The sequence below is a fragment of the Vibrio profundum genome (genome assembly GCF_050337555.1).
Taxonomy (GTDB): Bacteria; Pseudomonadota; Gammaproteobacteria; order Enterobacterales; family Vibrionaceae; genus Vibrio; species Vibrio profundum.
Genome location: NZ_JAKJTA010000003.1, coordinates 317,794 through 343,709 on the forward strand (window position 1 = coordinate 317,794; position 25,916 = coordinate 343,709).

Consider the following 25,916-nt stretch of genomic DNA (forward strand, 5'->3'; position numbering starts at 1 on the left):
CTAAGTTTCACTATGCGCTATACGGGAGAAAGTGCGGCTAAGGCTTTTTGATATCCGTAATGCCATTGGGCTTCCATCATCGCCCGGTACTGGTCGTAATTATTGGGCATGACAAGCGCAATTTGTCGATTTCGCCACTCGATACGTTTATTGATTTGACGATGTTTCAATTGAGTTGCGGCGTCGGTCGTATTGATCCAAACGTCTTGCGCTCGGCGTGGAATTGCGTCGAGTTTTTGGTTTGGGTCGTATCCTAGTAGATGCTTAAATGCTGGTACAGCGGTGAAGCGCGCAAAGGGTGGCTTTTCTTCTAAAATCAGTGAATGGCAGCAATGTGCGGCTAATTCAAATGGAACTAGGTCCAGCATCCCACCCATATATTGATGCTGGTTGAGCCGATAGGGCGGTAAGTAGTAGATATCACTCAGGGAAATATGAATTGCGTCTTGGAATGACGTCTTGCTGTCTAGATGGAGTGTCGGTGCGATCATTGAGGATGGCGGCTGAAAGCCTGCCCCTTGCATCGCCTCGGAAATAGCGGGGTTGGAAAAAATGACTTGTTTGAACAAGGGCTCTTGGGCTCGGCGCTCGCCTATTTGATGAGGATCAAAGCACAGCTGTGAGCCCACAATGGCGACTTCTAAGGTTCTGGCAGACAAATTCTTTGAAGAATAGTCTACTTTGAAGGGAAATAGGATTCCTTCACCGCGAATGCGAAATAAAGCATCGGCTGACAAATCGGGAAAAGTGCGGCTGGGGCGAGATGATAGCACTCGGCACGCAGTGCTCGTCAGCGACTTGCGTAGCGATTGGTTTGGGTTCCACTCAAAGCGGCGCAGCATATCAAACATTTCTTCACTGAGCAGAGCTTGCTTTTGCTCATTGGTACTATCAAAGGCGCTGACTAAGCCCGCTGCAATTGCTCCGCCGCAGGTAGCGAAAATTACATCGGGTGCTTGCTCCATCTCAAGCGCTGCAGCGTAGATCCCTAAATAGTAGCCAAACCGAGAGCCACCACCCGACATCAGCATAGCGCGCTGGAAAGGTGGTGACGGGTTCATCGTTTTTTGGCAACAGAGACTGAGAATAGGCCGGATGGGTCAATCTGCATCTCGACTTTTTCAAAGCCAGCCTGTTTTACCAGTGCGTCCATTTCCGCCTGCGAGCGGCAGCGCATTAGCCAAGGTTGGCCTCTGTGGTTTGTTAAGGTTCTCGCGATGAACTCTTGCTGTGGGTGCCAAAGCTGGTTGGTATAGAGCACGTACCCATCGGCGTCTAGCTGTTGATGAATTCCCGCGAGCGCTGCCGTAATGAGTGCGTTATCGGAAAATAGTTCAAACAGTCCAGAGGCAATGGCCAATTGGTAGTTTTGTTCAGTGTTATACGATGTGGCAGAAAAAGCATCCGCTTGAATGGCATGAGCGCGGTCGCTAAGGTTTAACTGTTCGGCTTTTTTATTGATTATCTCGACATTCGATGATTCGAAATCACGCATCTGAGCGGTGATCGCTGGGTTATTTTGCAGTAATTCAAACAGGTAGTACCCGTTGCCGCTGGCGATATCCAATAGATTCATCGGCTGGTCTTGCGATGTATATTTCGTTAACAGCTCATTGATGATGGTTTTACGGGATCGAATGCCTTGCCAGCCAGGGCTATTGAGATAAATTTTATCGATCAGTTTACCAATCGGTGTTTTACCTTGGGGTTGGTTCTGGTAGACATAATCAAGAGAGCGGCCTGAGTCAAAGCCACTTTCTAAGCCAACTTTTATGCCTTGGCTCAATTTACCAATGCTACTAAAAGTTAATTTTGTTAGTGGATAAACTGGATTGAGGCTTGGCAGGTTACAGACATCCATTTTGTCTTTACTGCTGCCGTATTTGTGGCTATTCGTCGTATCAATATTCGCTACGGGAAGCTGGAAACATTCGTCAATAAACGTTGAACACCGCTCGAATACTGCAATTTGGTCGTCTTCATGGAAAAGAGCATGATAAGAATCAGGGTAGTAGGCCCATTCTTTTTTTGCGGATGAGAGACGCTGGTAAAACTTACGCTGAGTACGACGGCTAACAACCCAATCTTTCCCCGCACACATGACTAAAGTGGGCGTCTGGATACTTGGCGCATCGTCGAGTAGCCTCTGGCCAGTTTGGAAAGTGTCAATAAGTAGATCGGTTGAGATAGAGTTGGAAATCAGCGGGTCTTCATTATAGGTACGCTGCTGAGCGCGATCATGAGTCAATACTTTTGATTTAACGTAGCTGCTAACCTTAGGCATTAGCGCCAACTTTCGGGCGACTTTTAGCATGGGAATGGCAAAAGGGACATATAAACGAATGTTCAAAGCGGTGGTGGCTAAGATCATGCCGCGAATATTTGGTGCGTAGTCGTGTACCCAGCTACTGGCAATCACAGCGCCCATACTACTGGCGACTACCACAATATCTTGATAGTTAGCGTGAGTTTCGGTGAGAATTCTTTCGACAAATAGCTGCAAATCACGCACTAGAACTGAAAAGTGCTCGGCGTGGTCTCTTTCTCCTTCCGACAGGCCATTGCCGCGCGCGTCCCATGCATAGACAGAATAACCGTCGTTGGTGAAATGCTGCGCCATCGCTTCCATTCTACCGGAGTGTTCGTGCCCACGGTGGAGTAAAACCACAATACCTTTTTCCGTATTTTCGGCTCCCCAGCTGCGATAGACGATTTTTGTTTGGTCCCATGAAATAAAGTTGCTTTGCGTTGAGTTCATAATTGTCCTAAATGATGGTGCGTAATCGTCGGTAGCTGGTGACGAGAAGAGCCAAACAGGCGATTGCTATAACACCATCGCCCCACGCCGTGAGATCAACATTGAACCCGACTAAAATGGCGAGTATTGAAAATAATGTCGCGCGGTCACTTTTACCCAGTGGGCCATGGTTTGGCCTAGAATCGGTATGTTGTGCGGCTAGGATGGCAATGATTTCGCTTAGCCATGATAGCAACACGAAGATAAATAGCATGGTTGCGCTAAATCCAGAGATAGCAATAAAACTCAAATAGATGGCAGCATCAGCGATCAAATCTCCCAGCTCGTTTAACACGCCACCAAGCACGGATTGCATATGATGTTCACGTGCCAACATGCCATCGATGGCGTTGAGTGCCATGCGTACAAATAAGATGACAGGTAGCCAAAACCAATACGGGCTTTCACCCAGTGCAAATAGAGTAGCGGCGGCGGTTACGCTGATCAGGGCTGCAAATATTGTAACTTGATTGGCCGTGACGCCGAGGAAAGCCAGTAGCTTGACGCAAGGGCGTAAAAGAGTTTGGAAATAAGGTTTAAGTCGGTAAATACTCATTGGTCACGTGTTTGAATAATTTGTGAAAATTATCCATCTAATCAAATAAATAATTTCTGCAATTTAATCTCTAACGTGAGTCTAGTCAAGCTGGTGAAGTGCTGGATATCGTGGCGCTATAAGTGGGTTGGGGATAAGTCGTCGAGGACGTTAAGAGGTCATTAGCACCCCAGACGTCAAGAGCTGACGGGTGCTGGTCGGTATTTATTCAATAAGTGCTTCATTTGTTCGAGCTTGAATGGTTTGGACAGCACATCATCAAAGCCAACATCATAGTAATAGGCGATATCTTCACTAAAAGTATTGGCGGTGAGCGCCACTATGATTGTTGACGGGGCGAGATGGCGCGATTTTATCTGTTTGATCGCCGTAATGCCGTCCATCACTGGCATCTGAATATCCAGTAAAATAACTTGATAGTCATTTTCTTGGAGAGAGTCTAGGCACTCTTGTCCGTTATTAACCGTGTGATGAGTGGTATTGAGGCGATTGAGTGTTTGCTCAGCGATAAACTGATTGACCTTGATATCCTCAACAATAAGTACATTTAGAGTTAAAGCGTCGATTGGTCTATTGGAACCTTGTTGTGCAGTTGGAGCGGCAGAAGTCTCCAGCGCAGTCAAAGCCATTAATATGTCACGTGAGGTGTAGGGTTTGGCAAGGTAATGGATGTCATCTTGAGGTTCCATGCAGTTCTGCCAGTCAGAAATAACAAACTTTGGGCCTGAAAAACGTGATTTTAAATGCATTATTTCGTCGTTAAGGCTGTGAGTACTATGGTGAAAATACAGTGCCACGTCGCTGTGTTCATCATAGTAATCCATATGAGCTAAATCATCGATTATATAGTGATCGATGTGAGGTATGCTGGGGTAGATAGCCAATGAGGTTTTGTGTTCGTAGGGCGGAATAATATCAGCTTCTACAATGACTTTGATTGGAACCGTGACCGTAAATTTTGCGCCTTGTCCTACAGTACTTTCAACGGAAATATTGCCGCCGAGTAGCACACTGAGTCTTTGGCAAATGGATAGTCCCAATCCAGTGCCACCATATTTGCGGGAGATCGAGTCATCAGCTTGAGAAAACTCGCTGAAAATAGTGGCTAGTTGTTTGCTATCTATCCCTATCCCGCTATCAGATACCGTTACACAAAGTTGATCATTGGTTCGCTGCAATACTTGAATATCGACGATGATATGACCTTCTTCGGTGAACTTGAGGGCGTTGGAGCATAGGTTTGAGATAATTTGTGTAATTTTTATCGGGTCGGAGTTCAACGTATAGCGTTTATTGGGTGGTGTGATAAGTAGCACGTCGATTTGTTTCTGGTCCCCCATTTCGAAAAACATCATGCGGATTTTGTCTATGACTTCGTCGAGGTCAAAATCTTGCTGGTTAATATTAAGTTTACCAGCGTCGATTTTGCTAATGTCTAACACGTCATTGATTAAACCTAATAGGTGATCGCCGGAATTATTGATCATTTTTATTTTACGTTGAATGCTTTCCTCTGTGCTCTGGTAATACTCACTATCACTTAAGCCAATTATCGCGTTGAGAGGGGTTCGAATTTCATGAGACATATTGGCCAAAAACTTCGCTTTTGCTTCCGCACTCGCTTCTGCTTTTTTCTGCGCTTTTCTCATCTGAAGGCTTTGCAACTTTAAATTATCAAATAGCTTTATTTGGCTCATATACAAATAGGAAACAATGATGATGATGGCAAGGGATGTAATTAGGATAAAGGAGTAATAGATATATTGCTTCTTATAATACTCCTCTCGCGAATTTAATTGGTTGATTTGGTCGCGCTGGACTGAAGCAATAAACTCAGATAAATACTCATTAATGTAAACGTAAGTGCTGTCAATGTCCTCAATGATGTTGCGAGTTAGATCTAAGTTTTCTCTTTCTTGATCAACAGATTGAATCTTCTCTGCAAGCCGAGTTATTTGGTCGACAATACTGGTGAGCTCTTTATAGTTCCCATAGGCTTTATGTATGAGAATAGTTTTCTCACTGGATAGATCTTGTAATATGCTCGATTTATAGGCTCGGGACTTCAGCTTTAATGTAGTTAAATTTTTTTTGCTTGGGCTGTTCAAGTAAGTAAGGGCTTTCGCTTTGAGAAGAAGCACCTTAGTCTTTGCTCCTAGATTATTGTTCACGATCGCTACATAGGGCTGAGTTTGCAGATCCTCACTTTGACTGGAAGAATAAAAAATGTAGCTGATTGAGAACAGCAACCCAGTACACAGAGATAATATCACTGCGATGAAGGTTTTACCTTTAAGTGGCGATTTAGGAAACATCACGGTTACTTAACGATAATATCTCTTACTTGCCATACTGAAAGGTTGTAATACAAGTCATTTCTCAACTCCGCATATTGGCTAAACGGGAATACGACAAAGAACGGACCTTTGTCATCGAGTGTCATCCTAACGCCGTTTTCATGTGTCGCTAGCAAAACGCCGTACTTTTTAATCGTTTCGATAGGTATAGTGACCACGTAATCGTCCCAAGCTACAATTTTTACATCTGAACCACGGGCTCCCACTAAGCTCAATACACTCTCTAGTTTTGGCCCTTGGTAGTCGGCGACTTTTGATACCACGTGATTGTTTGTCGAAACAGTGTGATTGGTTAGTTTATCGACCATAGCTTGGTCTAGCTCGACGCCTTTATCACTGTTTGAATGCGCGATGTTGCCTGATACCCATAGAATTGGCTCGCCAGAGGGGGCCGGAAGCTGTTCGGCGGACACTGGCAAGGCGAGTATAAAACTGCTGATGAAGCATGCGAGTAGTTTAGTCATAGCCACGGCCCTCACGTAAGTTTTCACTAAGTATATATGCAAGTTCCGATAAAGGTGTATTTTGCCAAGGCTCCAAGGAGCCCTCTATTTTGTGAACGTAACTGAGGGGGTCGTGCCTTAGACGTTATCGGAAGTATGACGAGTGAGGTTTTACCTGAGCAGAACACATCTTCTGCTTCTTCCGTCACAATGCACGCCAAATCGCGGCGGTGTTGAGCTACTGTTATTTGAATGACGGTTAGTTGAATCACGGTTAGTTGAATTAATGTGAGTAGAGGGTCGCTGGTGTTCAATTGGATAGAAGTGAGAGTACGAATGTTTAAAAAGATAGGTTTAATTGTCATTGCTCTGCTGTTGAGTGCTTGTGCTTCGTCACCTCCCCATCAGTATTCAGTATCGCACCATCACAAGACCAATCATCATAGGGCTACCCCGCCTCTTAAGCATTACAATCAATCGCAAGTATTGCATCGTTTATACGCTCAATACTCTCACTGGAAAGGAGTGAGGTATCAATATGGTGGTTATTCGCATTCTGGGATCGATTGTTCAGGCTTTACTCGCACGACATTTCACAGTCAATTTGGTGTTCGGTTGAATAGAACGGCTGAAGAACAATCCGAACAGGGCTTCTCTGTGTCTAAGTCACATTTAAGGCCTGGGGATCTCGTGTTCTTTAAAACGGGGTTCTTTAGTCACCATGTGGGGATCTATCTTGATAGACATAGATTCTTACATGCCTCGACAAGTAAAGGTGTGATGATTTCCAGTTTAAACAATGTGTATTGGAAAGATCATTACTGGAAATCTCGCCGAGTATTGAAGTAGCGATAGTGCAGGATAAGGGGGGAATCTTTTTCTTGATTAACTGCTTAGTCCCGTTGAGAGCGAAGCTGACGAAAGTTCACTTTAAACTGAAGAGTGTTTTAGTTCTGGGTTAAAGCAGAGAAAAGAAGAAAGCTACCACGGCAAGACGGGTAGCTTTCGAACAGGTGCGTTATTTATCTTCGACTGATATTAGTCGCGAGATACTGGCTTGTTTGATGGACGACGAGGCCGACGAGAGGCTGGATTTTGGCTTGCTTTATCACCAGATGTGTTGTTCTGTCCGCTTGTTTGTTGAGGTTTACGCCTGGCTGGCTTACGTGTCGTTGAGCTTGCCTCGTTATTACCACTATTACTGCCGTTACTATTACCGCTAGTATTGTTGCCATTGTTGATGTGGCGACGGTTTTTACCGACTGGCTTGTGTCCACGGGCATTATCTGACGAGCGCTGACCATCTGCATGGTTGTGCTTTTTCGGTTTCTTCGCTTTTTTCGGCTTCATTGGGCGAGAGTCGAGTCTAGACTCAGGTAGAGTGTTAGTCACTGGGTAGCCTTCAAGTTCACGCCTGTCTAGCACTTGCTGAATTAACCTTTCGATCGCAAATAATTCAGCCGCTTCGTCGGCACACACTAATGAAAAGGCTTTACCTACTTCTCCAGCACGGCCGGTGCGCCCAATTCGGTGTACGTAGTCTTCTGCAACATTCGGCAAATCAAAGTTGACAACTTGAGGTAGTTGCGGAATATCGATACCACGAGCTGCGATGTCGGTAGCAACCAACACACGAATATCATTCGACTTAAACTCGGCTAATGCTCGGGTACGTGCCCCTTGGCTCTTGTTGCCATGGATTGCAGCCGCGGTAATATCTTGATCATTTAGGTATTGCGCCAAGCGGTTAGCGCCATGTTTCGTGCGGCAAAAAACCAGCACTTGGTGCCAATTGCCTTCTTGGATGAGTTTCGCCAGCATTGGTGCTTTTTTACGTTGGTCAGCTGGGTAAATACTTTGTTCAACGGTTTTTGCTGTCGAGTTCGTCGGGTTCACTGAAATCTCAACAGGGTTATTGACCAAGCCTTTGGCAAGCTCGACAATATCAGGAGAGAAAGTCGCCGAGAACAGTAGATTTTGTCGTTGGCGAGGAAGCAAATTGAGTATCTTGCGAATATCGCGAATGAAACCCATATCGAGCATGCGGTCGGCTTCATCTAGCACCAATATTTCTACTTGAGAAAATTTCACGGCATTTTGTTGATGCAAATCCATCAATCGGCCAGGCGTCGCCACTAAAATGTCGCTGCCTTTGCGCAGGTTCATCATCTGCGGGTTGATTTTTACACCACCGAAGACCACGTGTGACGTGAGTGGTAAATACTTGCTGTATTTAGCGACATTGTCTTGGATCTGTGCCGCTAATTCACGGGTCGGGGTGAGGATGAGCGCGCGCACATGGTTGCTCTTTGCTCTTTGCCCAGAACTGAGTTTTTCTAGTATCGGTAGCGTAAAGCCTGCTGTTTTGCCCGTACCTGTCTGCGCCGCAGCCATCACGTCTTGTCCCTCAATGACCGCAGGGATCGCACCCTCCTGAATCGGAGTTGGGGTGTCGTAGCCTTGCTCTGTCACGGCTTTTAAAATGGGAGCAGATAGCCCCAAGTGGGAAAAACTCATATTGATGACTCTCGGTTGGGTAATGTTGTATTCAACAGGCGGGAAAATAGTGGTGCCTATATCATAAGGCAGTATTCGCATCGCAAGCAAACAAAGGCGCGTATTCTGCCGCTTTTATGAGGTTAACTCAAGCAAGTAAACGGCGCATATATATTTTATGATTTTAATCTGTCCGATGGAGTGACACACGGAGAATCGAAATATCGTGATGGAAGCTATAGTTAAAATAGAGGATTGGCTTCAAATTAGATAAAGGAGGGGCGACAGATATGCTGAAAGGTTGTCAAAGCTTGCTTCTATTAAGTGTGGTTTTTAGCCTGTTGATCGATGACGCAAGTGCACGACCATTACGTTTAGTGACGTTAGAGTACCCCCCTTATGTGTATAGTAAAGGCGATCACGTGGAGGGAGTAGCGACTCGGGTTGTGAAAGAAGCCTTCACACGGATCAATCAGCCCATTACGATTGAGATATTACCTTGGGCGCGTGCCATCCGCTACGTAGAAACGGGTAATGCAGACGCAATCTACACTGTGTTTAAGACTCACGAACGAACTCAATTTGCCGATTATATTGATCAAGTTCTATTTGATCAGGCGGTGTCTTTTTTCATGAAGAAAGGGAACACGATTAAGTATCAAGGAGATATGGCGTCTCTTAAGCAATATTCGTTTTGCGTCGTTATCGACATCAGCTATGGGGCTAAGTTTGATAGGGCGGTTAAGGACAAAGTACTGACAAAAATATACCAAACTCGCTCAGCTCAGCAGTGTGTAAAGATGCTCCAGCAAGGAAGAGTGGATCTTTGGGTGAACAATTTGTTTGGTGCATTGTGGGTCGCTAAATCAATGGGTGTGTCTTCTAAGGTTGTTGCGCTGGAGCCAGCCATTCAGTCAACCCCGAGCTACATTGCTTTTTCGAAAAAAAACGGGCTCATTGATGTGAGGGATAAGTTTGATGGAGCGATTCAGGAAATGAAGCAAGACGGCACTTACCAAAGCATCGTTGAGGATTACTTTAGATGATAACCTCACTCCCCCCAGCGACACGTAATCCTATCACTTCGCAGTCATTATTTTAAAAAATGCCTGACAATCACCAGTGTGAGAATGATAAGAAATGAAGTCATGAGCACGGCCATGAGTGACTCAAAATCTTTCTGATAGCGAGAAAGTGTCGTATTTCTTTTTGCCTTCATTACTTGACATGACACGCTCGCAGGGCATAGGTTCTCGGTGTAATCGAATACATTACAGAGCCATTTATTTATTTTTTTGTCGTAGCCTAGTTTGACCGTGTCACCTTTTATGTAGATCTCGATATGTTGGTGAGTATCGATTAGCTTGTCTCGCAGGATAGAGTAGCGGGTTAAGTGATCGTAGTGCTGATCGAAATCCACTTTATTTTTGATTAACTCATCAATGTCGTCGCCATTGGATGCGCAATACAACTTCATACAGGTGAATAAATCTTGTTGGCAATCTTCTAAAAATGTTTCAAACGCCCGCATTTTTTTAGTTTGAGGGCGATTGAATTCGTGAAATCCGAAGCAAGGTTTAAGCTCACGGCCGATATTTTTGCTGACACCGAAGTACATATTTCACTCACGATTGACTGCGGAACTTAGTCATGAGTTTAGCGCAATTTATGTAGGCTTTTTTGCTAATAGTTGGTTCACTGCCAGTGCCGATAAGATGATCAATAACGCTGCCCAAGTCGTTGTGCGGATCACTTCATGATTAATGGCAGCCCCAATGATGACGCCAACCGCGGGCACAATGTAATTGGCCATTGAGGCGAAGACAGCCCCCGCATTTTTTAATAGCAACATATATAGATAATCGACCACGCCAGCGCATACAACGCCGAGGTAAAGTAATGATAAGCCTCCATCGGTTGATATGGTGTGCCAGTGAGGTGGCGCGCTAAGAATAGGGCTCACGACGATAAGTAACACACTTGATGCAATCAGCGAATTACGCGCCACGACGATCGGGTGTTCGGCTTTCACTCGGGAAAGTAGCAATAGAGCCAAAGCAAAGCAGGTGGCTGCAACAACAATCGCCAATGAGCTGAGGATGTCGATATCGCCGACACCTTGCGACAATTTCGGATAGAACAAGACCAATAGACCAACAAACCCAATCGTCACACTTAGCCACTGATTCGCCGCAATTCGAGCCCCTTTGATTAATATGGGGGCTAAGAGTGTTGCGTAGAAAGGCATGGTTCCCATCAATATAGCGGCGATGGAGCTGGCTAAATGCTGTTGGCCCCAAGGAATGAGCACGAATGGGATTGCGCCTTCTAATAAGCCGATTAAGGCAAAGAGCCGCCATTGACTCATGCTACCAGAGAGCTTTAGAGTGCGGCAGATGACCACTAATGATAGAGCGCCAATAATAGAGCGAATTGTCCCGACCCAAAGTGGTGAGAACTCGGCGAGTGCCGAGTGCATGACGATAAATTGTGATCCCCATATGAGGCCAACGGAAATTAAAGTAAGTACGTTTCTCAACATAGATGATTGCCAAATTGAATGAAAGAATATTGTGTGCTTGAATTCATAAGCGAAGCGCAGTATAAAAGTTGAAGTTAACTTTAAGTCAATGGCTTTATTGGAAGAGAAATTATGGTGGGGAAAGTATTTTTAACCATTGGTGAATTGGCTGTGAGAAGCGGCGTCGCCCAATCGGCGCTGCGCTTTTACGAGACCAAAAACCTAATAGCGTCTATTCGCACTCAAGGTAATCAGCGTCGCTACCACCCTTCAACGTTGAGACGAGTGGCTTTGATTCAGGTGGCTCAATCGGTGGGTTTTACGTTGGAAGAGATCATGCGAGAGCTAGAGGGTTTGCCAATGAATCGCAATGCAACGAAGCGAGACTGGCAAAGAGTCGCGAATAAGTGGCAAAAAGATCTGGATGCGCGAATAAGAAAAACTCAAGAGCTTAGAGACAATTTGACTGGCTGTATTGGTTGCGGCTGTTTAAGTATGAAATCGTGCCAGTTGTTTAACCCCGACGATAAATTGAGTGAAAACGGGCAGGGGCCGCAGCGCGCGTTTGTGAGTATCGATTAAATACACGCTGCGTCGGAGTATTCGAGCTCTGCTTGGCTGAAATTTACTTAGCTTGGTTTAATCTAGCTTAGCTTAGCTTAGCTTAGCTAAGTTTAATTTAACTTTGTTTAGCCTGTTGCAAAATCCACTGGTTGAATTGTGAACGCTCTGCATTTGATGCGCGGCTATACCAAAGTTTCAGTTGCAATACATTCTCAGTTTCACCCGTCACGGATTTCTTACCGGAGGCTTGCTCAACTTCTTTTTTTAGCTCGCGGATTTTTCCAGATTCAAACACTAAGCCATTTTTCTTGTTGTAGGCGGTGATGACGGCTAATACATTTTGATAGGGGAAAGCGCCTGCCGGTGCGGGTAAAACAAATTGTTTACTTAGAATCTCTTTACCTTGGCTGGTGAAGACAAACATTGGCTGATTGTTGTCAGAGAGTGATTTGATTTTTCCATATTGCTGAGAAATAGCGTTAACTTCAATTTCCTGCTGCCCTTCACTTCGAATCACCACCACGTAAGGCGCGGTGCTTAGATATTCGCGCTGAGCCCCTTTTTGTAATCGGGTGCCAAACTCCAGCACAAGTTGGTTATCACCCGGTTGAAGAAGCGCAGTCTTACTTGCCACTTTCTCACCGTTTAGTACCGCGATTTCAATACCTGAATTGGCTTTAAGGGTCGCCGCCGATGCAAACCCTGACATCAAGGCTAAGAGGCATGCCACAAATACACGCTTAAACGTCATACAGTTCTCCCAAACTAAAGTACAAGAAAAGCCAACGAATAAGTTGGCTTTGAATATAAACTAAATTATGGACAATTTAGAGTAATTAGAATGTGTAGTACGACCCAAGAATGACAGAATATGCGTCATAGTCGACAGTCTTTGTGAATCCAGACTCAGCAGTAGAAGTTTGATATTCGGCAAAGACAAGCAAGTTGTCAGAGATGGTGTAGTCAGTACCTAGCACCCAGTTGGACACATCGGCATCGTTTACGTCAGTTGTTGCGCTGGTAGTACTTGTCACAGCGGTTACTTTGTCGTTAGACATTACTGCATAAGTTGAATACAAGCGAACCTTATCAATAGTATAAGATGCTGCTAGGCCGTAAGAATTACCTTCGTAAAAATCAGCCCCAGTGACAGTAGGGGCTGTCCCTGCTGTAGCTGCGTCGAAGAAACCAAAGCCGTTAACGCCTTCGTAGGCCACATAGGTTGCTGCTGCGTAGAAACCACCAAATGTCGCTGAGGCAGAAATACCACCTTTGTAGTAGTCTGTCGCTGCATATGTACCAGTAACTCCAGTTATACCCGTCGCTTGATCACCAGCTTGGAAAGACGCACCGACGCTGTAGTTGCCCATTGTATAGTCTAAAGAGGTACCGTATGTTGGGTCGACGCCATCTGTTTGATCAGTCGTGATATCGGCAATATAAGTTAGGCCATCAATACCGTAGTATTTGTAGCTGATGCCATGGCCAGATGATTCAGTATGGTGGCCGCCAGCATTACCTAGGTAGTAACCTTCGTTGGTGATATCGTCTTTTTCTGTAGCATCCATTGAGTCGCCCCAATCGCCATGCTCACCGATTGCAACACCCCAAGTGTCTGTTTTTACACCAGCATAAAGGTCATCAAATACGGCATCGAAGTCACTGTCAGCTGTTAGATCGTAACCTGAGCTAGACTCGATTTCAAAAGAGCCAAATGCCGTAAACTTGTCATTCAATTGGTGCTCGGCGTCGATTTGGATCTTAGCCCACATGTCCACGTCTGGACTGCGTTTAGTATCGGCTGTTGCGCTGGTGTCTTGCTTAAAAGTCGATAAGTAAGAATCGATCTCACCCTTCATAGATACTTTAGATGTATCTGAACCATAGATCTGTGCTGCGTTTGCGCTACCTGCGGCCGCAAGTACTGCTAGTGCAATAAGCGTTCTTTTCATAATAATCCACTGCCTTTTCTTATTTTGGGAATTCCTTGTCCGGTTCCCTGTTATTTGATGAAAACTCACACTCTTGTCGGTTTGATGTCATCACCAGGTTAATTCGAAAGTCAGACTGCTCAATAAGTTTTACTCTGTCAAATGATGGCGAATAGGCTGTGCGGGTAAATATAGTTATTATGAATTATTGTTTATTTCAATTTAACATGTTGATTTTTAGTGGGTATTTATCTTATTTGTTTGTTTTGTCTGAAATGCAATAAAATTTAAATATAAAATATAAATATGCAATTTTAATCTACAGGAATGAATTGTTTTGGTGAATACCTCTGTCTGGTAAGGATTTGCAGGGATCATTATCTTTTCATTCTGTTAACCTTTACGGCACATAATTTTGCGACTCAGATCAATATATTGCGGTGATTGGCTCACTTTTACTCTACTTAATGTGGGCTTGTGCTGTACGAAAGGTGAGCCTTAATAAGGGGTTGGTGAAAAAATATGTATGCAATTAGTATCATTTGGATTGAATGGCGTGAGGTGATCCTGTTGTTATCGAAGTGATATCCAGGCAAAAATAGGGTTGCAAAAATCTAGATACATAATGATAATCGTTATCATTGTTATTTTGCTTATTGTTTGTAGTTCGATATGTCAGGAATAAAAAAATTAATCTCTGCGCGCATTTCTCTTGCCGCTTATGCTCTGCTTTCTCTTGTTGTCTTTTCTTCTTCAGCAATGGCTGACACGTATCCAGTTACGGTGACCGATGTTGCAGGGAGAACCATTACCTTAGAACATCAGCCGCAGAATATCGCTTTGTCGACTGGGCGGGTCTTTCCTCTTTTAGAAATTATGTATCAGAAGAAAGCGGCAGATCATTTGGTCGCGTGGCGCGATGATATGCGTGTCTCTGCGCCGAGCATGTATGCCAGCTACATAAAAGACTACCCACAGCTTAAGAATGTGCTGAAGATTGGTAAAATTAAATCGGGTGAATTTGACGCCGAGCGTTTTATCAATATGAAAAATAAGCCTGACTTGTTTGTTGTTGATCTTTCCAATATCAAGTTGGCGGAAGAAAAAGGTCTGCTGAAAAAGTTAGATGAAGCGGGCATCAAAGTGCTCGCGATCGACTTTCGTGAAAAGCCCGTCAAGAACACAGTAAAATCTGTAACCAGCTTAGCGACAGCGCTAGGGTATAAAGCTGAAGGACAGGCGTTCGCTAAGTATTATCAGCAACACGTGCAAATGATTAAGGATACGTTGGCAACTTTATCGACCAAAGAGCTGAATAAAAAAGTCTTTATTGAGCGTGCAGCAGGGTATGACGGTTCGTGCTGTAATACGTTTGCCTCTGGCAACATGGGCGCATACATCCCATTCTTGCATGCAACCAACATTGCGGAGAAGCCACTCAAAGGTGCAGTCACTGGAAAAATGTCACCTGAAAGCGTCATCATCGCGCAGCCTGATGTATACATCATGCAAACGACAGGCTGGATAGACAAAAAAGGCAATGCGACAGCAGGCATTCCTTTTGGGTATGCACCGCTTAATGATGCAGCTATTGCGAAGGCAACCAGTTCGTTAATGAACCGCCCGTGGTTGAAAGCCGTTAAAGGTTATCAAGATCATGACGTGTATTCGATTTATATGCCGTTTTATAACTCACCATATAACTTGGTCGCGATGGAATACTTTGCGAAATGGATTCATCCTGAGTTATTTAAATCTCTCAACCCAGAGAAGACCTTTGAAGAGATGAATAAGCGGTTCGCGGATCGCGATGCGTCGGGAATCTTCGGTCAAAATAACTTCAAGGCAATGCAGCTGTGAGTGATGCTCTTTACTTGCCAGAAGCCGCGACGGCAGCTTCGGTTTCAAACCCATCGGTTTCAAACCCATCGGTTTCAAACCCATCGGCTTCAAACACATCGATTTCCAATACATCGATAGCTGGACAAGAAATGATGCAGGCATTGAGCCTGCATCGAGCTCGAACACGGAAAAAAAAGGTCGCACTTGGGATCTTTTTTGTACTGAGTCTAGTGTTTGTTGTTGCGGATATTTTGATTGGCTCTCAAGGCTTAACGCTGTCACAGGTGTTAAATGGTATTTTCCATCCAAGTACCAGTGATGTGGCCAGCCGCATCATTATTTGGGATATTCGGATGCCGATGTCTCTAATGGCACCTTTAGTGGGCGGCGCATTGGCGCTGTCTGGCGCGCAAATGCAAACTACACTGAATAATCCATTGGCCGACCCATACACTTTCGGGGTGTCGGCAGCGGCTGGCTTCGGCGCTTCTTTGGTTATCACCAACATTGTTTCAGTTTCGTTTATTCCGGTGCAATACCAAGTGGCGGCAATGGCCTTTATTATGTGCTTGCTCACCACCTTTATGATTGCGGGCGTATCGGCGATTAAGCGCATTTCAATTGAAGGTGTCATGCTGTTTGGTGTCGCGATTATGTTTGCTTACGACAGCTTGCTAACGATGATGCAGTACATTGCGACCGAGACTCAATTGCAAACTTTAGTGTTTTGGCACATGGGTTCTCTTGATCGGGGAAGCTGGGATAAAATTGCAATATTAGCGATTTTGTTACCGATTGTACTAGCTATCATGATGAAAGATTCGTGGAAGTTATCATCGCTTAAGATTGGTCAAGAGCGTGCAGAGTCGATGGGGATCAATGTGAAACGTCTTCGAATCAAAACGTTGCTTTTGGTGTCGGTGATCACTTCTCTGTCGGTGGCCTTTGTTGGCGCGGTGGGTTTTGTTGGTTTAGTCGCGCCGCATATTGCTCGTATGATTCTTGGTGAAGATCAGCGCTTTTTCTTACCCGCCTCATTTTTGCTTGGCGCGGTATTACTAGAGCTCGCTTCAATCGCAAGTAAGTCCATTATGCCGGGTATTATTCTTCCTTTGACAGTTGTGATGTCGATGGTGGGGATCCCCTTCTTTATCTTCTTGATTGTGAAAAAAGGCGGGAGGTTCTGATGGCGTTGAAAATAAATAATTTGTCGGTGTCTTTTTCAGGACATCGGGTATTGGATGATTTATCTATCCCTGATATTCCTCCAGGAGAAATGGTTTCTCTGATCGGGAAAAATGGCGCAGGCAAATCAACGGTCCTCAAACAGATGACCAAGCTGATTCGTTTAGATCCTAATCTCATCACATTAGCAGGCCAGCCTCTTTCGCTAGATGATGTGGGTTATTTGCCGCAAGATCACCGCATTAGTGCCAGTATTACCGTCGTTGAACTGTTGATAACGACTATGCATGTGGGAGTGAGTTCGTTATTTACTCAAGCGAACAGCGCCGAAAAAGCATTATCTTTGCTCGATAGCATCGGAATTCTTCATCTTGCTAATAAAATATGTACTGAGCTATCTGGTGGAGAAAGCCAGATGGTTGGGTTAGCTCAAGCTGTTATCAATAAGCCTAAAGTATTAATTTTGGACGAACCAACAGCCGCGCTTGATATGAATAATCAGCTTAAGCTGTTGGAATACGTTAAAGCTTACACCAAGCGTCATTCCGCCTGCGCATTGATGGTTGTGCACGATCTCAACCTCGCGATTCAGTATTCTGATAAAGTGGCTGCTCTACATGATGGGCGTTTGTTTACTTATGGACAGCCGACACAAATTATTGATGAGCAATTGATCAAGCACTTGTTCAACGTGAACTCGCAGATCATACAGCTTGATGAATACCCGGTTGTCGTGACTCGCCCGTCTTAAAGAGACACAGGCTCAATCAGCGTTGGTCTGCTGGGGCATCGTGTTATTATGCCAATACAAATATGGATAGAGGGATTCACGTGTTCACAGGTATTATTCAGTCAGTTGCAAAAATAGAGAGCATTAAGGATGACTCGGGCATCCGCACGTTTGAGATTCAGTTTGACGAAGGCTTTTGTCAAGATCTCGAAATCGGCGCAAGTGTGGCGGTAGATGGTGTGTGTTTAACGGTTACTGAGCTAGTTTCATCGTCGCGAGTGACCTTTGATATTATGCTAAAGAGCCTAATGATCACAACGTTGAGTGAATATGAGCAAGGCTCCAGTATTAATGTTGAACGCGCTGCGAAAGATGGCGCAGAAATCGGAGGCCACCCTCTATCTGGCCACGTTGATTTTAAAACAGAATTAGTCGCGGTTAATCAGATTGACGACAATTACTGTATTCGTTTTTCTCTTACCGATGATTGGAAACGTTATGTGTTTTCGAAAGGATACATTGCTATCAATGGCGCGAGTCTAACCGTCGCAGATGTGAACAAAGAGCAAGGTTGGTTCGAGGTTTGGCTGATCCCTGAAACCCGCCGAATGACCACCTTTGAGCATAAAGTCGCAGGGGATAGCGTCAATATTGAGATTGAAAGGGGAACCCAAGTGGTGGTTGATACTGTGCGTGACACCATCAATGAAAGCCTTGGCCCTTTGCTGCCGCTATTTGAACAGTTTCTTAAAGATAACGGTGCAAGCTTAGATAGTCTCGCTCAAGGTACTCAACAGAACTTGCCAAAAAACCGCTAACTGCTCCGACCGAGCGGAGTTAACGCGCTATTCCTAAGTAATTTGCCTCATTGATGAGGCAAATTACTTAACTTCAATGATCGTTTTAATTTGCAAGTATGGCCGTGATGCTTACTGTGTCACGGATTCTTGTTGCTGCGCGTCTTGGCGTTTAATCACTTTGTGCCCATCTTCTGTGACGCCTTGTTTCCAGTAGCTACTGATATAGATGTTGTCTCTCGTCACTTCTTGCTCGTTACGGAAATATTGACGCAGCTGTCGCATATCATCAAATTCACACGCACACCAAACGGAGACCTCACCAGCCTGCCAAGGTAATGTTTTCACCTTGTCCGCTAATGGAGTATCGTCTGTCACCCAAATCACTTCCATATTCTTAGGCTGTTGTAGTAGTTGAATGTCTTCTTCGCTGAGCACTTTAATGACGGCGTAACCGCTCGCATCTTGCGGTAGTTTACGAATTTTGGCCGAAAGGGCGGGCAAGGATGTCATGTCTGCAGCCATAAAAAACCAATCAGCTTCGAGCTTCATGCTTACAATGTTACCTGGACCAGAGATATTAATTGTATCCCCCGTTTTTACTGAAGCTGCCCAACGTGCGGCGAATCCGCAGTGCTGGTCTTGCGTAATATGGCGTACGACATCAAGCTCTATTTGATTCTGCTGAGGCAGGAAGCGGCGAATCGTATAGGTACGCATCACTGGGCGCTCATTGTCTTGCAGTTGGCTAAGGTCGGTTTCTCCGGATTGGGAGAACAGCAGCTTAATATAGTTACCTTCGCAGTCTAAATCGAATTGTTTAAGTGATTCCGCTTCTAGGGTAATTCGCTGCATATTTGGTGTAATGGTTTCCGTATTAGTCACGACAACGGATTTAAAATTAACTTTGCTCATACTATTATATTCTTTTTTTGATAATCGTTCTCATTCGTGTTCATGCTATCAGCTTTCCTAAAATGAGGAAAGTGTCTTTAACTAAATTTACATTTGGAACGGAACGGTAGTTTGTTGATTCCTTTTCTTCTCATTGCTCACTCAAACGGTGTTGAATGGGCCACATATTCGTATGTCATGATTAAATGTGAATGGTTTGCATAGATATTCTATATTTTGGTTGGCGGTTTTATTGATCTAGACATGGGTTCTTGTGAGAAATGGTGTCTGTCATGGCTAGGTTAAGGATATAAATGCCTGTGATTTTGTGCGAGATATCTTACATGTCTGTAAGATTTAATGTTACCTTTGACGCTGTTTTTAGTGGTGTTAATATTTAACGCGTTGTTTTTAAATGATTTCATTGGTTTTTGTTTAGTTCGGCCATTAATTTATTTTTTGACTGTATTGAACAAAATGATGAAGTGGGTAATCTTAGAGGTGTCCACAGGAAGCGGACAAGGCGACGGATTAGCCACCTTCTATATGAAGGGTGAATTATTCAAAAGGATTGAATGGTTTTATGGATAGCTAGGACGATAAGCTGGAAGCTTAACACTAGGATGGTGACAAGTTGAGGCTGAAGGATAGCTCTAAGGATGAGCCGACGCCTATCAGGACGAAAATGGATAACATTTCAGGATGAAATGGAGATGTTAGTCAGGATGACTAACTTGCTATGGAAGCGAAGGACACCGCTAGGAAGGCGATGTAAGGATTGAGCTGAAGGAATCAGCCTACTATCAAGGATTAGATGCAGGGAGCACTTTAGTAGCAGGATAGCTGCAAGTAAGAAAAATACCCCATGGTCAGTTGCTGGCTGTGGGGTTTCTTCTATCTGAGGATCTGTGAATGGTAGGTTCACTGATAATTCAGTCATTTTGCCTAGTCATTCAGTGAGAATGCAACCAATATCTTATGCTACATTTGCCGCCATTGAAGGTAGCGAATTGAGCAGCAAGGGAAATGAATCACAATCAACAGGTCCACCAAAATATCCAGCGTATCCGTGACGAGGTTGACTCAGCGGAAACCCAACGAGATCTGACGAATATTTTGGTCAATATCGATTCACATAAAGGCAAATTGGATTATAAAACCCCACTATTGGGGAGCATTAAGTGGTCACTGCTCATGCTGGGGCTTGTGGCATTTGTATTGATCGTATTGCGCGATCGTACAGTAACGGCGAATACTCTAGCGCACTATGTCGTAGACGATTCGACATACTGGTTTCCGCTAGTCCTAGCAACGGTCATTTTATGCTTCAATTGGGAGCGCACAACGTCTAGATTGTTCTTTTGGTCCAGCCTCGCTGCGACTGCAACGTTGCTTGCTATATGCTTCTTAAACTCATCAACATGGAATGTGTTTTATTGGACATTATTCCTTTGCCTGAGTAAATTGATAAGTTTCATTATAGTGATAATCCTTGCACAGGGTTCTCATCAAGACGATTCTTACCATCATTCTTACCATCATTCTTACCATCATTCTTACCATCATTCTTACCATCATTCCCATGTAGATACCCCCATTTCCTTTGGAGCCTTTGATTTTGGATCACAATTTGCATTTTCTATAACGCTTTTAGTCAGTGGGGGCATTTTGTGGCTCGTTCTGAAATCTAAAAATAATTGGCGATCTAAAATTTCGGCCCAAATGTTTTTCTTAAGTACTATTTTTCAAAATGGTTTACAAAAGATGGCAACGCCAGTATGGGAGCTATCTGAATTCTACAAAAATAATTTCATGGAATTTAGTTGTGGCGATAATGAGAGGAAAATCAAGCCATTATATAAGGGGAAGTATTCAGAAGCTCAAAATAGCTTCGAGTATTTATTATATGAGTTCAGCTACAACAAGAAGCAGAAACGTGCTGAGAAAGATGATTATGGAAGAATGCGAACCAAAACGGTGACAGATAACCTCAAGCGGTATGGCATTGCTTTGGCATTCGCAAATCAACAGGAAATTTGCGTAGATGCAAGCGGAGAGCTTCTTCTGACTGATAGAATCTATCAGTCTAATTCCGAGAAATTTAATAATATCTATTCCGTCTCTGCATTTAACCAATCGTTTGCCGCTGAGCTACTTACTCCACAAGTGATGAGTGCGTTACAGGCACTAGACCACTTAGTCACAGGGGTAACGGTTGAATTACGGCAAGGCTATTTATGTATTGCATCGAGTAGCAACTTTTTAGGTATTAAAAGTAATAGCGATCTTAGACAGGCGAAGAAATTTTATAAGGAAATTGAGCGCCATAAAGAGCTGGACAGGTTGCAATCAGCCTTGGTTGTCGCAAATGAATTGATACTGGCGAATGGGAAAATTGTTTAGGAAGACGAAGAGCAAATCGGAGTGATTCTGCAGCTGAGTAAAATAAACATGACTTATTGTTGATTGAAGTATTTTTGTTCCCGCAACATATGTCTTATTTGTTTACAAATTTCACCAGTGTGAATAGAGAAAGAGATTGAATTAAGGCGATAGCCGATATAAATTCATTCAAGTCCTGTGAACACTTTGTTGGTGTTTCTGATTTTTTGCGGAGGAACGTCCATATTTCTCCGCATTATTTTTTTAAGTTATTCATTTCTCGTTTTCCCTCTTTTTTGTCCTCATCCACCTGCTAGCTATAATCGTGCGCTGCAGTGGTGATAAGCTGTCTGTTTATGTAGTTGTTGAGATCTAGGCTTGAGTCGTAATCATCCACTCGTTACTATAGCTTTTTATGGGTCCTATCATGCATTGATATGGGCTTCTGGCTTAGCTCTTAGCAATAGATTTTGGTAATCGCGTTATGTTCGTCAGTTCCGCAACATTATGGGTATTTATCCCGACATTTTTCTTCGTTTCTATCACTCCTGGAATGTGTATGACTTTATCGATGACTTTAGGGATGTCTATCGGTGTGCGCCGGACGCTTTGGATGATCATCGGTGAGTTATTGGGAGTCGGTTTGGTGGCTATCGCCGCTTTGTCGGGCGTGGCAGCGATTATGTTGTTGTATCCGATGATATTTACGGTGATTAAACTCGCTGGCGGCGCGTATTTGTTTTATTTGGGGATCCAGCTGTGGCGCTCTAAAGGAAAAATGGCGCTATCTTTAGATGACTCAGCGAGTATGAGTAAATCTCGGCTAGAATTAGCTCTGCAAGGATTTGTAACCGCGACAACTAACCCCAAAGGTTGGGCTTTTTTTATCGCTCTTTTACCTCCTTTTATCCATAGTAGCGAGCACATTGCTGCGCAGGCGGCGAGTTTGATTAGTATTATGCTATCACTAGAATTTGCTTGTTTGCTGATGTATGCCACGGGCGGGCGTTTTCTAAGCCAAAAGCTACAGCGCCAAGGTAATGTTTCTTTGGTGAACCGAATTGCAGGAAGCTTGATGATTGGCGTTGCGATTTGGCTAGCCGTTGGGTAACTTTGTTATGGGGAGGGGCATGCTCTCCCCTCAAACACGCTAAAATTTATCTCTCATTTATCTCTCATTTATCTCTCATTTATCTCTCATTTATCTCTCATTTATCTCTCATTTATCCCGACTTGAGTAATTATTTGTACCCGTCTGGCTATTGGTATTCTTATCAATTCTAGCTTGTTGATATGTACATCCTTGTCTATATCTTATTAGAACGCGTGAAAAGTTTTTGGATGCGCTAATAATGAGGCTGTTGTTATAACAAGGAAAATCAATATGTTACTAGGATTCTGTCGAAAACTCACACCAATAGGGCTTATTACTTTAGCGTTCAGTAGTAGTAACGCAATCGCCTACACTCCGTCGGATGTATTTACGCAGACAGAGCGGGCCATGGCTGAAGTCAATTTAATCCTAAAAAAGGAAGGGGCTGCAGCCACCACCAAAAAAGTAGGTGTGCAGAAGAAAAAGTCGCCCGCGCATGTGTTCGGTAAATGTATCGAGGTGGTTGAAAAGGTTACTCGATTGCAAGCAAAAGTTGGTGTTCCTGAAAGTACGATTCCAAGCCTTCCGTTTCAGAAAGTGACCCCCGATCAGGTTTATGGTTGCACAGAGACCGTTATTTCAGGTTTGGACGCTGTGAAAGTTAAACTTGGCATTGCCGATAAGATTGCCGAACCTACGCCAGCGGTTAAGAAAACCCCTTCTCACGTCTATCGCAATATGTGGCAGCTGTCTTACATGCTTGATCCCCTCGTTGGCCAACTGAGCCCTAGTGAAGTATTTAGAAACGTGAAAGCGATGGAAGAAGAGCTCGCGTTAATTGGCAAGAATAAATCGGTTAATTTCACTGGTTCAGCTGCCGCTGTTAGCGGTAAAAAACCAAGTGATGTATTGGTAAATTGTTTTAAAGGCTTAACTCTTTTGAAAAAAGTTCAGAGGAAATTGGATGTTCAAGCTCTGAAAGTGCCTAAAGTTCCAAGTGGTGATATCAAACCATCGGATGTATACGACTGTACAAATATGCAATTAACTGAGTTGCACTTTGTGAAAGTAAAATTGGGTATCCACGAGCCAAGAGCATCGATTGCTGAAATGTCAGGGAAAACACCTTCAGACGTATTTGCGCAAATGGATTTGTATCGAACACACTTGGAGCAATTGTTGGCTAAGCTTTAAACGTATTTAGGCTTTAAACGCATTTCAGCTTTGAACGTATTAAAAGCTCAACAAGGCTATTTTATATTAGGGAGGATGGGTGAATGAAACTAAGTGTGTGGTTAAACAGCTTGTCCTTAAAGGTGAAAATAGCCTTGATCCCAGTAGCGATCTTGTTATTGATGGTCGGGATCAATATCAACACCTTCTTTAATCTTTCTGAGGTAAAAAGCACCACCACATTGACGACAGAAGTGTATGCGAAAGAAGTGAAAATCGCCTCGGCCATTTTGCAAAATACCTTAGAGCGGCAGATATTGATCTATCAGTTTTTGCAGTCAGGTGAGCAAGCAGTGATTGATAGTTACAACACTCGCTTAACGGAGCTGAAATCTATCACTGATAGCATCGGCGAAATTACAGGTATTGCGAGATCTGACTTAGACAGTTTTGAGCAAGCCGCTTCTTTGAACCAGCAAGTTAATGATGTATTTATTGGTGAGCTGGTTCCAAATAAACAATCAATTATGGCGATCACGGCCAATCTTATTAACTATATTACCCCGTCAATTATCCAAGAAATTACGGATATTCAGGATCTCGCAGAGATTAATGAGTTGGATGAAATAAGAACCACCGCTAGCGAGATGTCCTTTGCGGTCATGAATGCGCGTTCTTTTATGCAAGTTTTTATTATGTCTCAGCAAGAAAAAGACTATGAGCGGTTTGAGTTTGAAATAGACTCCGCGCAAAGCCTCTATGAAGACTTGCAAGATGAGATTGAAGATTCTGAGTTCGATGGTCCGATGGATCACACAGGGAAGTTACTGAAAGAATTGAGTCAAGAGTTTGCCAGCGTGCGGGATAAGTTTCATCAAAATAAGAAAATAACCAAAGAGCGATTAGAGGTTGATATCACCAGTACTTTGAATGCGTTATTGGGCTTGCAAGACAATATTTGGCAAACCCTAGAAGAGAGCGGTGAGCAGTCGGTTGACAGCGTCGATAATGTCAACCAATCCAATATGATTTCAACTGTTATATTGGTGGTGTTGTCTGCTGTGACCATTAGTATTCTAGCGATTCAAATTACTAAGCCTCTTTCTGAAATGCTAAAAACCATGACGGATATGGCGTCTGGTGAGGGTGATATTCGAAGTCGGCTCGATGTTCAAGGTAAGGATGAAGTGGCGCAACTTGGCGGGCAATTCAACCTATTTTTGGAAAAACTGCAATCTATTATCGAGCAATTAGCCAGTACTACCGTTTCTTTGCACACATCATCCGAACGGGTATCAAGCGAGATGACTCAGTGTGAGCAAAGCGTGACTGTTCAGCAGCAAGAGACAGATCAAGCCGCCGTCGCAATCAATGAAATGGCCTCTACCAGCCAGGAGGTATCTAGCAATGCCGCGAATACGCTGAATACAGTGCGTGAGGCTGAACTGTCAGTGAAGTCCGGTGACGAAGCGGTGGCGTCGACGTTTGAAGACGTAAATAAACTGGCAGGCAATATTGGCTCGGCAACGGAAATGACTCGGTCTTTATCTGAGCAATCTAATCGAGTGGCAGGGATTTTAAGCGCGATTCACGCGATTACCGATCAAACGAATTTACTTGCTCTTAATGCTGCAATTGAAGCGGCGAGGGCGGGAGAGCACGGGCGAGGCTTTGCGGTGGTTGCCGATGCGGTTCGCGAACTAGCGACTAAAACGCACCAATCGACTGACGAAATACAAGATATCGTTGAAGGTTTGCAGAAGGCCGCGGAAAGCGCTGAAAAAATGATGGAAGACAGTAACGAGCAAGCCAAAGCATGTGTATTTGAAATGTCTCAAGTTGAAGAATCACTGGCAGCAATTAATAAAGCCTTCACTGATATCGATGGGCAGATGTGCTTGGTCGCTTCAGCAATGGAGCAGCAAGTGGCCACGGTGGAAGAAGTGAATCAGAATGTCGTGAAAATCAACGAGTCTTCTAGACAAAGCTTAACGAGTATTGCAGGTTCCCGCGAAGAAAGTGGTCAGCTGTTAAATCACGCGCAATCACTTAAAGCGATTGTTTCAGAGTTTAAGTTGGATGATTAGCCAATCGTGACATTTTAGTTTTAGTTATTAAAGCATATCAATCACTTGCCTCAGAAAGGCTTTTCTCT

The 25,916-nt window shown here is 43.9% G+C and carries 22 protein-coding genes; 11 read left to right on the forward strand and 11 right to left on the reverse strand.

Features of this window, described 5'->3' with window-relative positions; genetic code table 11:
- Positions 1-17: 17 nt before the first annotated feature.
- From L4C34_RS01490 to L4C34_RS01510, 5 genes are all read right to left on the reverse strand, one after another.
- On the reverse strand, positions 18-1,061 hold the full coding sequence (locus L4C34_RS01490; protein WP_428787567.1) for a patatin-like phospholipase family protein: 1,044 nt from the start codon (positions 1,059-1,061) through the stop codon (positions 18-20).
- A complete protein-coding gene (locus tag L4C34_RS01495; protein WP_428787568.1) occupies positions 1,058-2,758 on the reverse strand; it encodes a bifunctional alpha/beta hydrolase/class I SAM-dependent methyltransferase in 1,701 nt (566 codons plus the stop codon). Before L4C34_RS01495 ends, L4C34_RS01490 begins: the two co-directional genes overlap by 4 nt.
- Before the next feature lie 7 nt (positions 2,759-2,765).
- Positions 2,766-3,353 (reverse strand): CDP-alcohol phosphatidyltransferase family protein, encoded by a 588-nt coding sequence (locus tag L4C34_RS01500; RefSeq protein ID WP_428787569.1) that lies wholly within the window; start codon positions 3,351-3,353, stop codon positions 2,766-2,768.
- A 176-nt stretch (positions 3,354-3,529) separates the two neighbouring features.
- A complete protein-coding gene (locus tag L4C34_RS01505; protein WP_428787570.1) occupies positions 3,530-5,668 on the reverse strand; it encodes an ATP-binding protein in 2,139 nt (712 codons plus the stop codon).
- Between the two features lie 5 nt (positions 5,669-5,673).
- Positions 5,674-6,174 carry a putative pterin-binding protein gene (locus L4C34_RS01510; protein WP_428787571.1) on the reverse strand — a complete coding sequence of 167 codons (501 nt, stop codon included), beginning with the start codon at positions 6,172-6,174 and terminating at the stop codon, positions 5,674-5,676.
- A gap of 315 nt (positions 6,175-6,489) precedes the next feature.
- On the opposite strand from L4C34_RS01510, the gene L4C34_RS01515 reads away from it, so the two are divergent.
- Positions 6,490-7,002 carry an NlpC/P60 family protein gene (locus tag L4C34_RS01515; protein ID WP_428787572.1) on the forward strand — a complete coding sequence of 171 codons (513 nt, stop codon included), beginning with the start codon at positions 6,490-6,492 and terminating at the stop codon, positions 7,000-7,002.
- Between the two features lie 189 nt (positions 7,003-7,191).
- Here the strand turns inward: L4C34_RS01515 and L4C34_RS01520 are convergent, their stop codons facing one another.
- A complete protein-coding gene (locus L4C34_RS01520; protein ID WP_428787769.1) occupies positions 7,192-8,670 on the reverse strand; it encodes a DEAD/DEAH box helicase in 1,479 nt (492 codons plus the stop codon).
- Positions 8,671-8,939: 269 nt separating this feature from the next.
- Here L4C34_RS01520 and L4C34_RS01525 point away from each other — a divergent pair, with 269 nt between their 5' ends.
- A complete protein-coding gene (locus L4C34_RS01525) occupies positions 8,940-9,695 on the forward strand; it encodes a substrate-binding periplasmic protein (protein WP_428787573.1) in 756 nt (251 codons plus the stop codon).
- A 47-nt stretch (positions 9,696-9,742) separates the two neighbouring features.
- Here L4C34_RS01525 and L4C34_RS01530 read toward each other — a convergent pair whose 3' ends face one another.
- Positions 9,743-10,267, reverse strand: coding sequence for a hypothetical protein (locus tag L4C34_RS01530; protein WP_428787574.1), 525 nt, complete (start codon positions 10,265-10,267; stop codon positions 9,743-9,745).
- A 48-nt stretch (positions 10,268-10,315) separates the two neighbouring features.
- The gene (locus L4C34_RS01535; RefSeq protein ID WP_428787575.1) at positions 10,316-11,191 is read right to left on the reverse strand and encodes a DMT family transporter; all 876 of its coding nucleotides are present in this window, start codon (positions 11,189-11,191) and stop codon (positions 10,316-10,318) included.
- A gap of 111 nt (positions 11,192-11,302) precedes the next feature.
- On the opposite strand from L4C34_RS01535, the gene soxR reads away from it, so the two are divergent.
- Positions 11,303-11,752 carry a redox-sensitive transcriptional activator SoxR gene (soxR, locus tag L4C34_RS01540; protein WP_428787576.1) on the forward strand — a complete coding sequence of 150 codons (450 nt, stop codon included), beginning with the start codon at positions 11,303-11,305 and terminating at the stop codon, positions 11,750-11,752.
- 97 nt (positions 11,753-11,849) lie between these two features.
- Here soxR and L4C34_RS01545 read toward each other — a convergent pair whose 3' ends face one another.
- Positions 11,850-12,485 carry a DUF2057 family protein gene (locus tag L4C34_RS01545; protein ID WP_428787577.1) on the reverse strand — a complete coding sequence of 212 codons (636 nt, stop codon included), beginning with the start codon at positions 12,483-12,485 and terminating at the stop codon, positions 11,850-11,852.
- 85 nt (positions 12,486-12,570) lie between these two features.
- Positions 12,571-13,686, reverse strand: a complete 1,116-nt coding sequence (locus L4C34_RS01550; protein WP_428787578.1) for a porin — start codon at positions 13,684-13,686, stop codon at positions 12,571-12,573.
- 651 nt (positions 13,687-14,337) lie between these two features.
- Here L4C34_RS01550 and L4C34_RS01555 point away from each other — a divergent pair.
- The 4 genes from L4C34_RS01555 (at position 14,338) to L4C34_RS01570 (ending at position 18,240) form a co-directional block, all read left to right on the forward strand.
- Positions 14,338-15,525, forward strand: a complete 1,188-nt coding sequence (locus tag L4C34_RS01555; RefSeq protein ID WP_428787579.1) for a TroA family protein — start codon at positions 14,338-14,340, stop codon at positions 15,523-15,525.
- A complete protein-coding gene (locus tag L4C34_RS01560; protein ID WP_428787580.1) occupies positions 15,522-16,694 on the forward strand; it encodes a FecCD family ABC transporter permease in 1,173 nt (390 codons plus the stop codon). The genes L4C34_RS01555 and L4C34_RS01560 overlap by 4 nt, the downstream gene beginning before the upstream one ends.
- On the forward strand, positions 16,694-17,443 hold the full coding sequence (locus L4C34_RS01565) for an ABC transporter ATP-binding protein (RefSeq protein ID WP_428787581.1): 750 nt from the start codon (positions 16,694-16,696) through the stop codon (positions 17,441-17,443). Before L4C34_RS01560 ends, L4C34_RS01565 begins: the two co-directional genes overlap by 1 nt.
- Positions 17,444-17,523: 80 nt before the next feature.
- On the forward strand, positions 17,524-18,240 hold the full coding sequence (locus tag L4C34_RS01570; RefSeq protein ID WP_428787582.1) for a riboflavin synthase subunit alpha: 717 nt from the start codon (positions 17,524-17,526) through the stop codon (positions 18,238-18,240).
- A gap of 111 nt (positions 18,241-18,351) precedes the next feature.
- On the opposite strand, the gene L4C34_RS01575 is transcribed toward L4C34_RS01570, so the two are convergent.
- Positions 18,352-19,134, reverse strand: a complete 783-nt coding sequence (locus L4C34_RS01575) for a siderophore-interacting protein (RefSeq protein ID WP_428787583.1) — start codon at positions 19,132-19,134, stop codon at positions 18,352-18,354.
- Positions 19,135-20,139: 1,005 nt separating this feature from the next.
- On the opposite strand from L4C34_RS01575, the gene L4C34_RS01580 reads away from it, so the two are divergent.
- The 4 genes from L4C34_RS01580 (at position 20,140) to L4C34_RS01595 (ending at position 25,848) form a co-directional block, all read left to right on the forward strand.
- Complete coding sequence (locus L4C34_RS01580; protein ID WP_428787584.1) at positions 20,140-21,516, forward strand: DUF3137 domain-containing protein; 1,377 nt, start codon at positions 20,140-20,142, stop codon at positions 21,514-21,516.
- Between the two features lie 463 nt (positions 21,517-21,979).
- Positions 21,980-22,606 (forward strand): LysE family translocator, encoded by a 627-nt coding sequence (locus tag L4C34_RS01585; protein WP_428787585.1) that lies wholly within the window; start codon positions 21,980-21,982, stop codon positions 22,604-22,606.
- A gap of 273 nt (positions 22,607-22,879) precedes the next feature.
- A complete protein-coding gene (locus L4C34_RS01590; RefSeq protein WP_428787586.1) occupies positions 22,880-23,782 on the forward strand; it encodes a hypothetical protein in 903 nt (300 codons plus the stop codon).
- An 83-nt stretch (positions 23,783-23,865) separates the two neighbouring features.
- Positions 23,866-25,848 (forward strand): methyl-accepting chemotaxis protein, encoded by a 1,983-nt coding sequence (locus L4C34_RS01595; RefSeq protein ID WP_428787587.1) that lies wholly within the window; start codon positions 23,866-23,868, stop codon positions 25,846-25,848.
- Positions 25,849-25,916 lie beyond the last annotated feature (68 nt).

What these genes read in the sequence shown, in the direction of transcription:
- L4C34_RS01490 (WP_428787567.1), bottom strand. Translation starts at nt 1,061, where the DNA reads ATGAACCCGTCACCACCTTTCCAGCGCGCTATGCTGATGTCGGGTGGT.
- L4C34_RS01495 (WP_428787568.1), bottom strand. Translation starts at nt 2,758, where the DNA reads ATGAACTCAACGCAAAGCAACTTTATTTCATGGGACCAAACAAAAATC.
- L4C34_RS01500 (WP_428787569.1), bottom strand. Translation starts at nt 3,353, where the DNA reads ATGAGTATTTACCGACTTAAACCTTATTTCCAAACTCTTTTACGCCCT.
- L4C34_RS01505 (WP_428787570.1), bottom strand. Translation starts at nt 5,668, where the DNA reads ATGTTTCCTAAATCGCCACTTAAAGGTAAAACCTTCATCGCAGTGATA.
- L4C34_RS01510 (WP_428787571.1), bottom strand. Translation starts at nt 6,174, where the DNA reads ATGACTAAACTACTCGCATGCTTCATCAGCAGTTTTATACTCGCCTTG.
- L4C34_RS01515 (WP_428787572.1), top strand. Translation starts at nt 6,490, where the DNA reads ATGTTTAAAAAGATAGGTTTAATTGTCATTGCTCTGCTGTTGAGTGCT.
- L4C34_RS01520 (WP_428787769.1), bottom strand. Translation starts at nt 8,670, where the DNA reads ATGAGTTTTTCCCACTTGGGGCTATCTGCTCCCATTTTAAAAGCCGTG.
- L4C34_RS01525 (WP_428787573.1), top strand. Translation starts at nt 8,940, where the DNA reads ATGCTGAAAGGTTGTCAAAGCTTGCTTCTATTAAGTGTGGTTTTTAGC.
- L4C34_RS01530 (WP_428787574.1), bottom strand. Translation starts at nt 10,267, where the DNA reads ATGTACTTCGGTGTCAGCAAAAATATCGGCCGTGAGCTTAAACCTTGC.
- L4C34_RS01535 (WP_428787575.1), bottom strand. Translation starts at nt 11,191, where the DNA reads ATGTTGAGAAACGTACTTACTTTAATTTCCGTTGGCCTCATATGGGGA.
- soxR (WP_428787576.1), top strand. Translation starts at nt 11,303, where the DNA reads ATGGTGGGGAAAGTATTTTTAACCATTGGTGAATTGGCTGTGAGAAGC.
- L4C34_RS01545 (WP_428787577.1), bottom strand. Translation starts at nt 12,485, where the DNA reads ATGACGTTTAAGCGTGTATTTGTGGCATGCCTCTTAGCCTTGATGTCA.
- L4C34_RS01550 (WP_428787578.1), bottom strand. Translation starts at nt 13,686, where the DNA reads ATGAAAAGAACGCTTATTGCACTAGCAGTACTTGCGGCCGCAGGTAGC.
- L4C34_RS01555 (WP_428787579.1), top strand. Translation starts at nt 14,338, where the DNA reads ATGTCAGGAATAAAAAAATTAATCTCTGCGCGCATTTCTCTTGCCGCT.
- L4C34_RS01565 (WP_428787581.1), top strand. Translation starts at nt 16,694, where the DNA reads ATGGCGTTGAAAATAAATAATTTGTCGGTGTCTTTTTCAGGACATCGG.
- L4C34_RS01575 (WP_428787583.1), bottom strand. Translation starts at nt 19,134, where the DNA reads ATGAGCAAAGTTAATTTTAAATCCGTTGTCGTGACTAATACGGAAACC.
- L4C34_RS01580 (WP_428787584.1), top strand. Translation starts at nt 20,140, where the DNA reads ATGAATCACAATCAACAGGTCCACCAAAATATCCAGCGTATCCGTGAC.
- L4C34_RS01585 (WP_428787585.1), top strand. Translation starts at nt 21,980, where the DNA reads ATGTTCGTCAGTTCCGCAACATTATGGGTATTTATCCCGACATTTTTC.
- L4C34_RS01590 (WP_428787586.1), top strand. Translation starts at nt 22,880, where the DNA reads ATGTTACTAGGATTCTGTCGAAAACTCACACCAATAGGGCTTATTACT.
- L4C34_RS01595 (WP_428787587.1), top strand. Translation starts at nt 23,866, where the DNA reads ATGAAACTAAGTGTGTGGTTAAACAGCTTGTCCTTAAAGGTGAAAATA.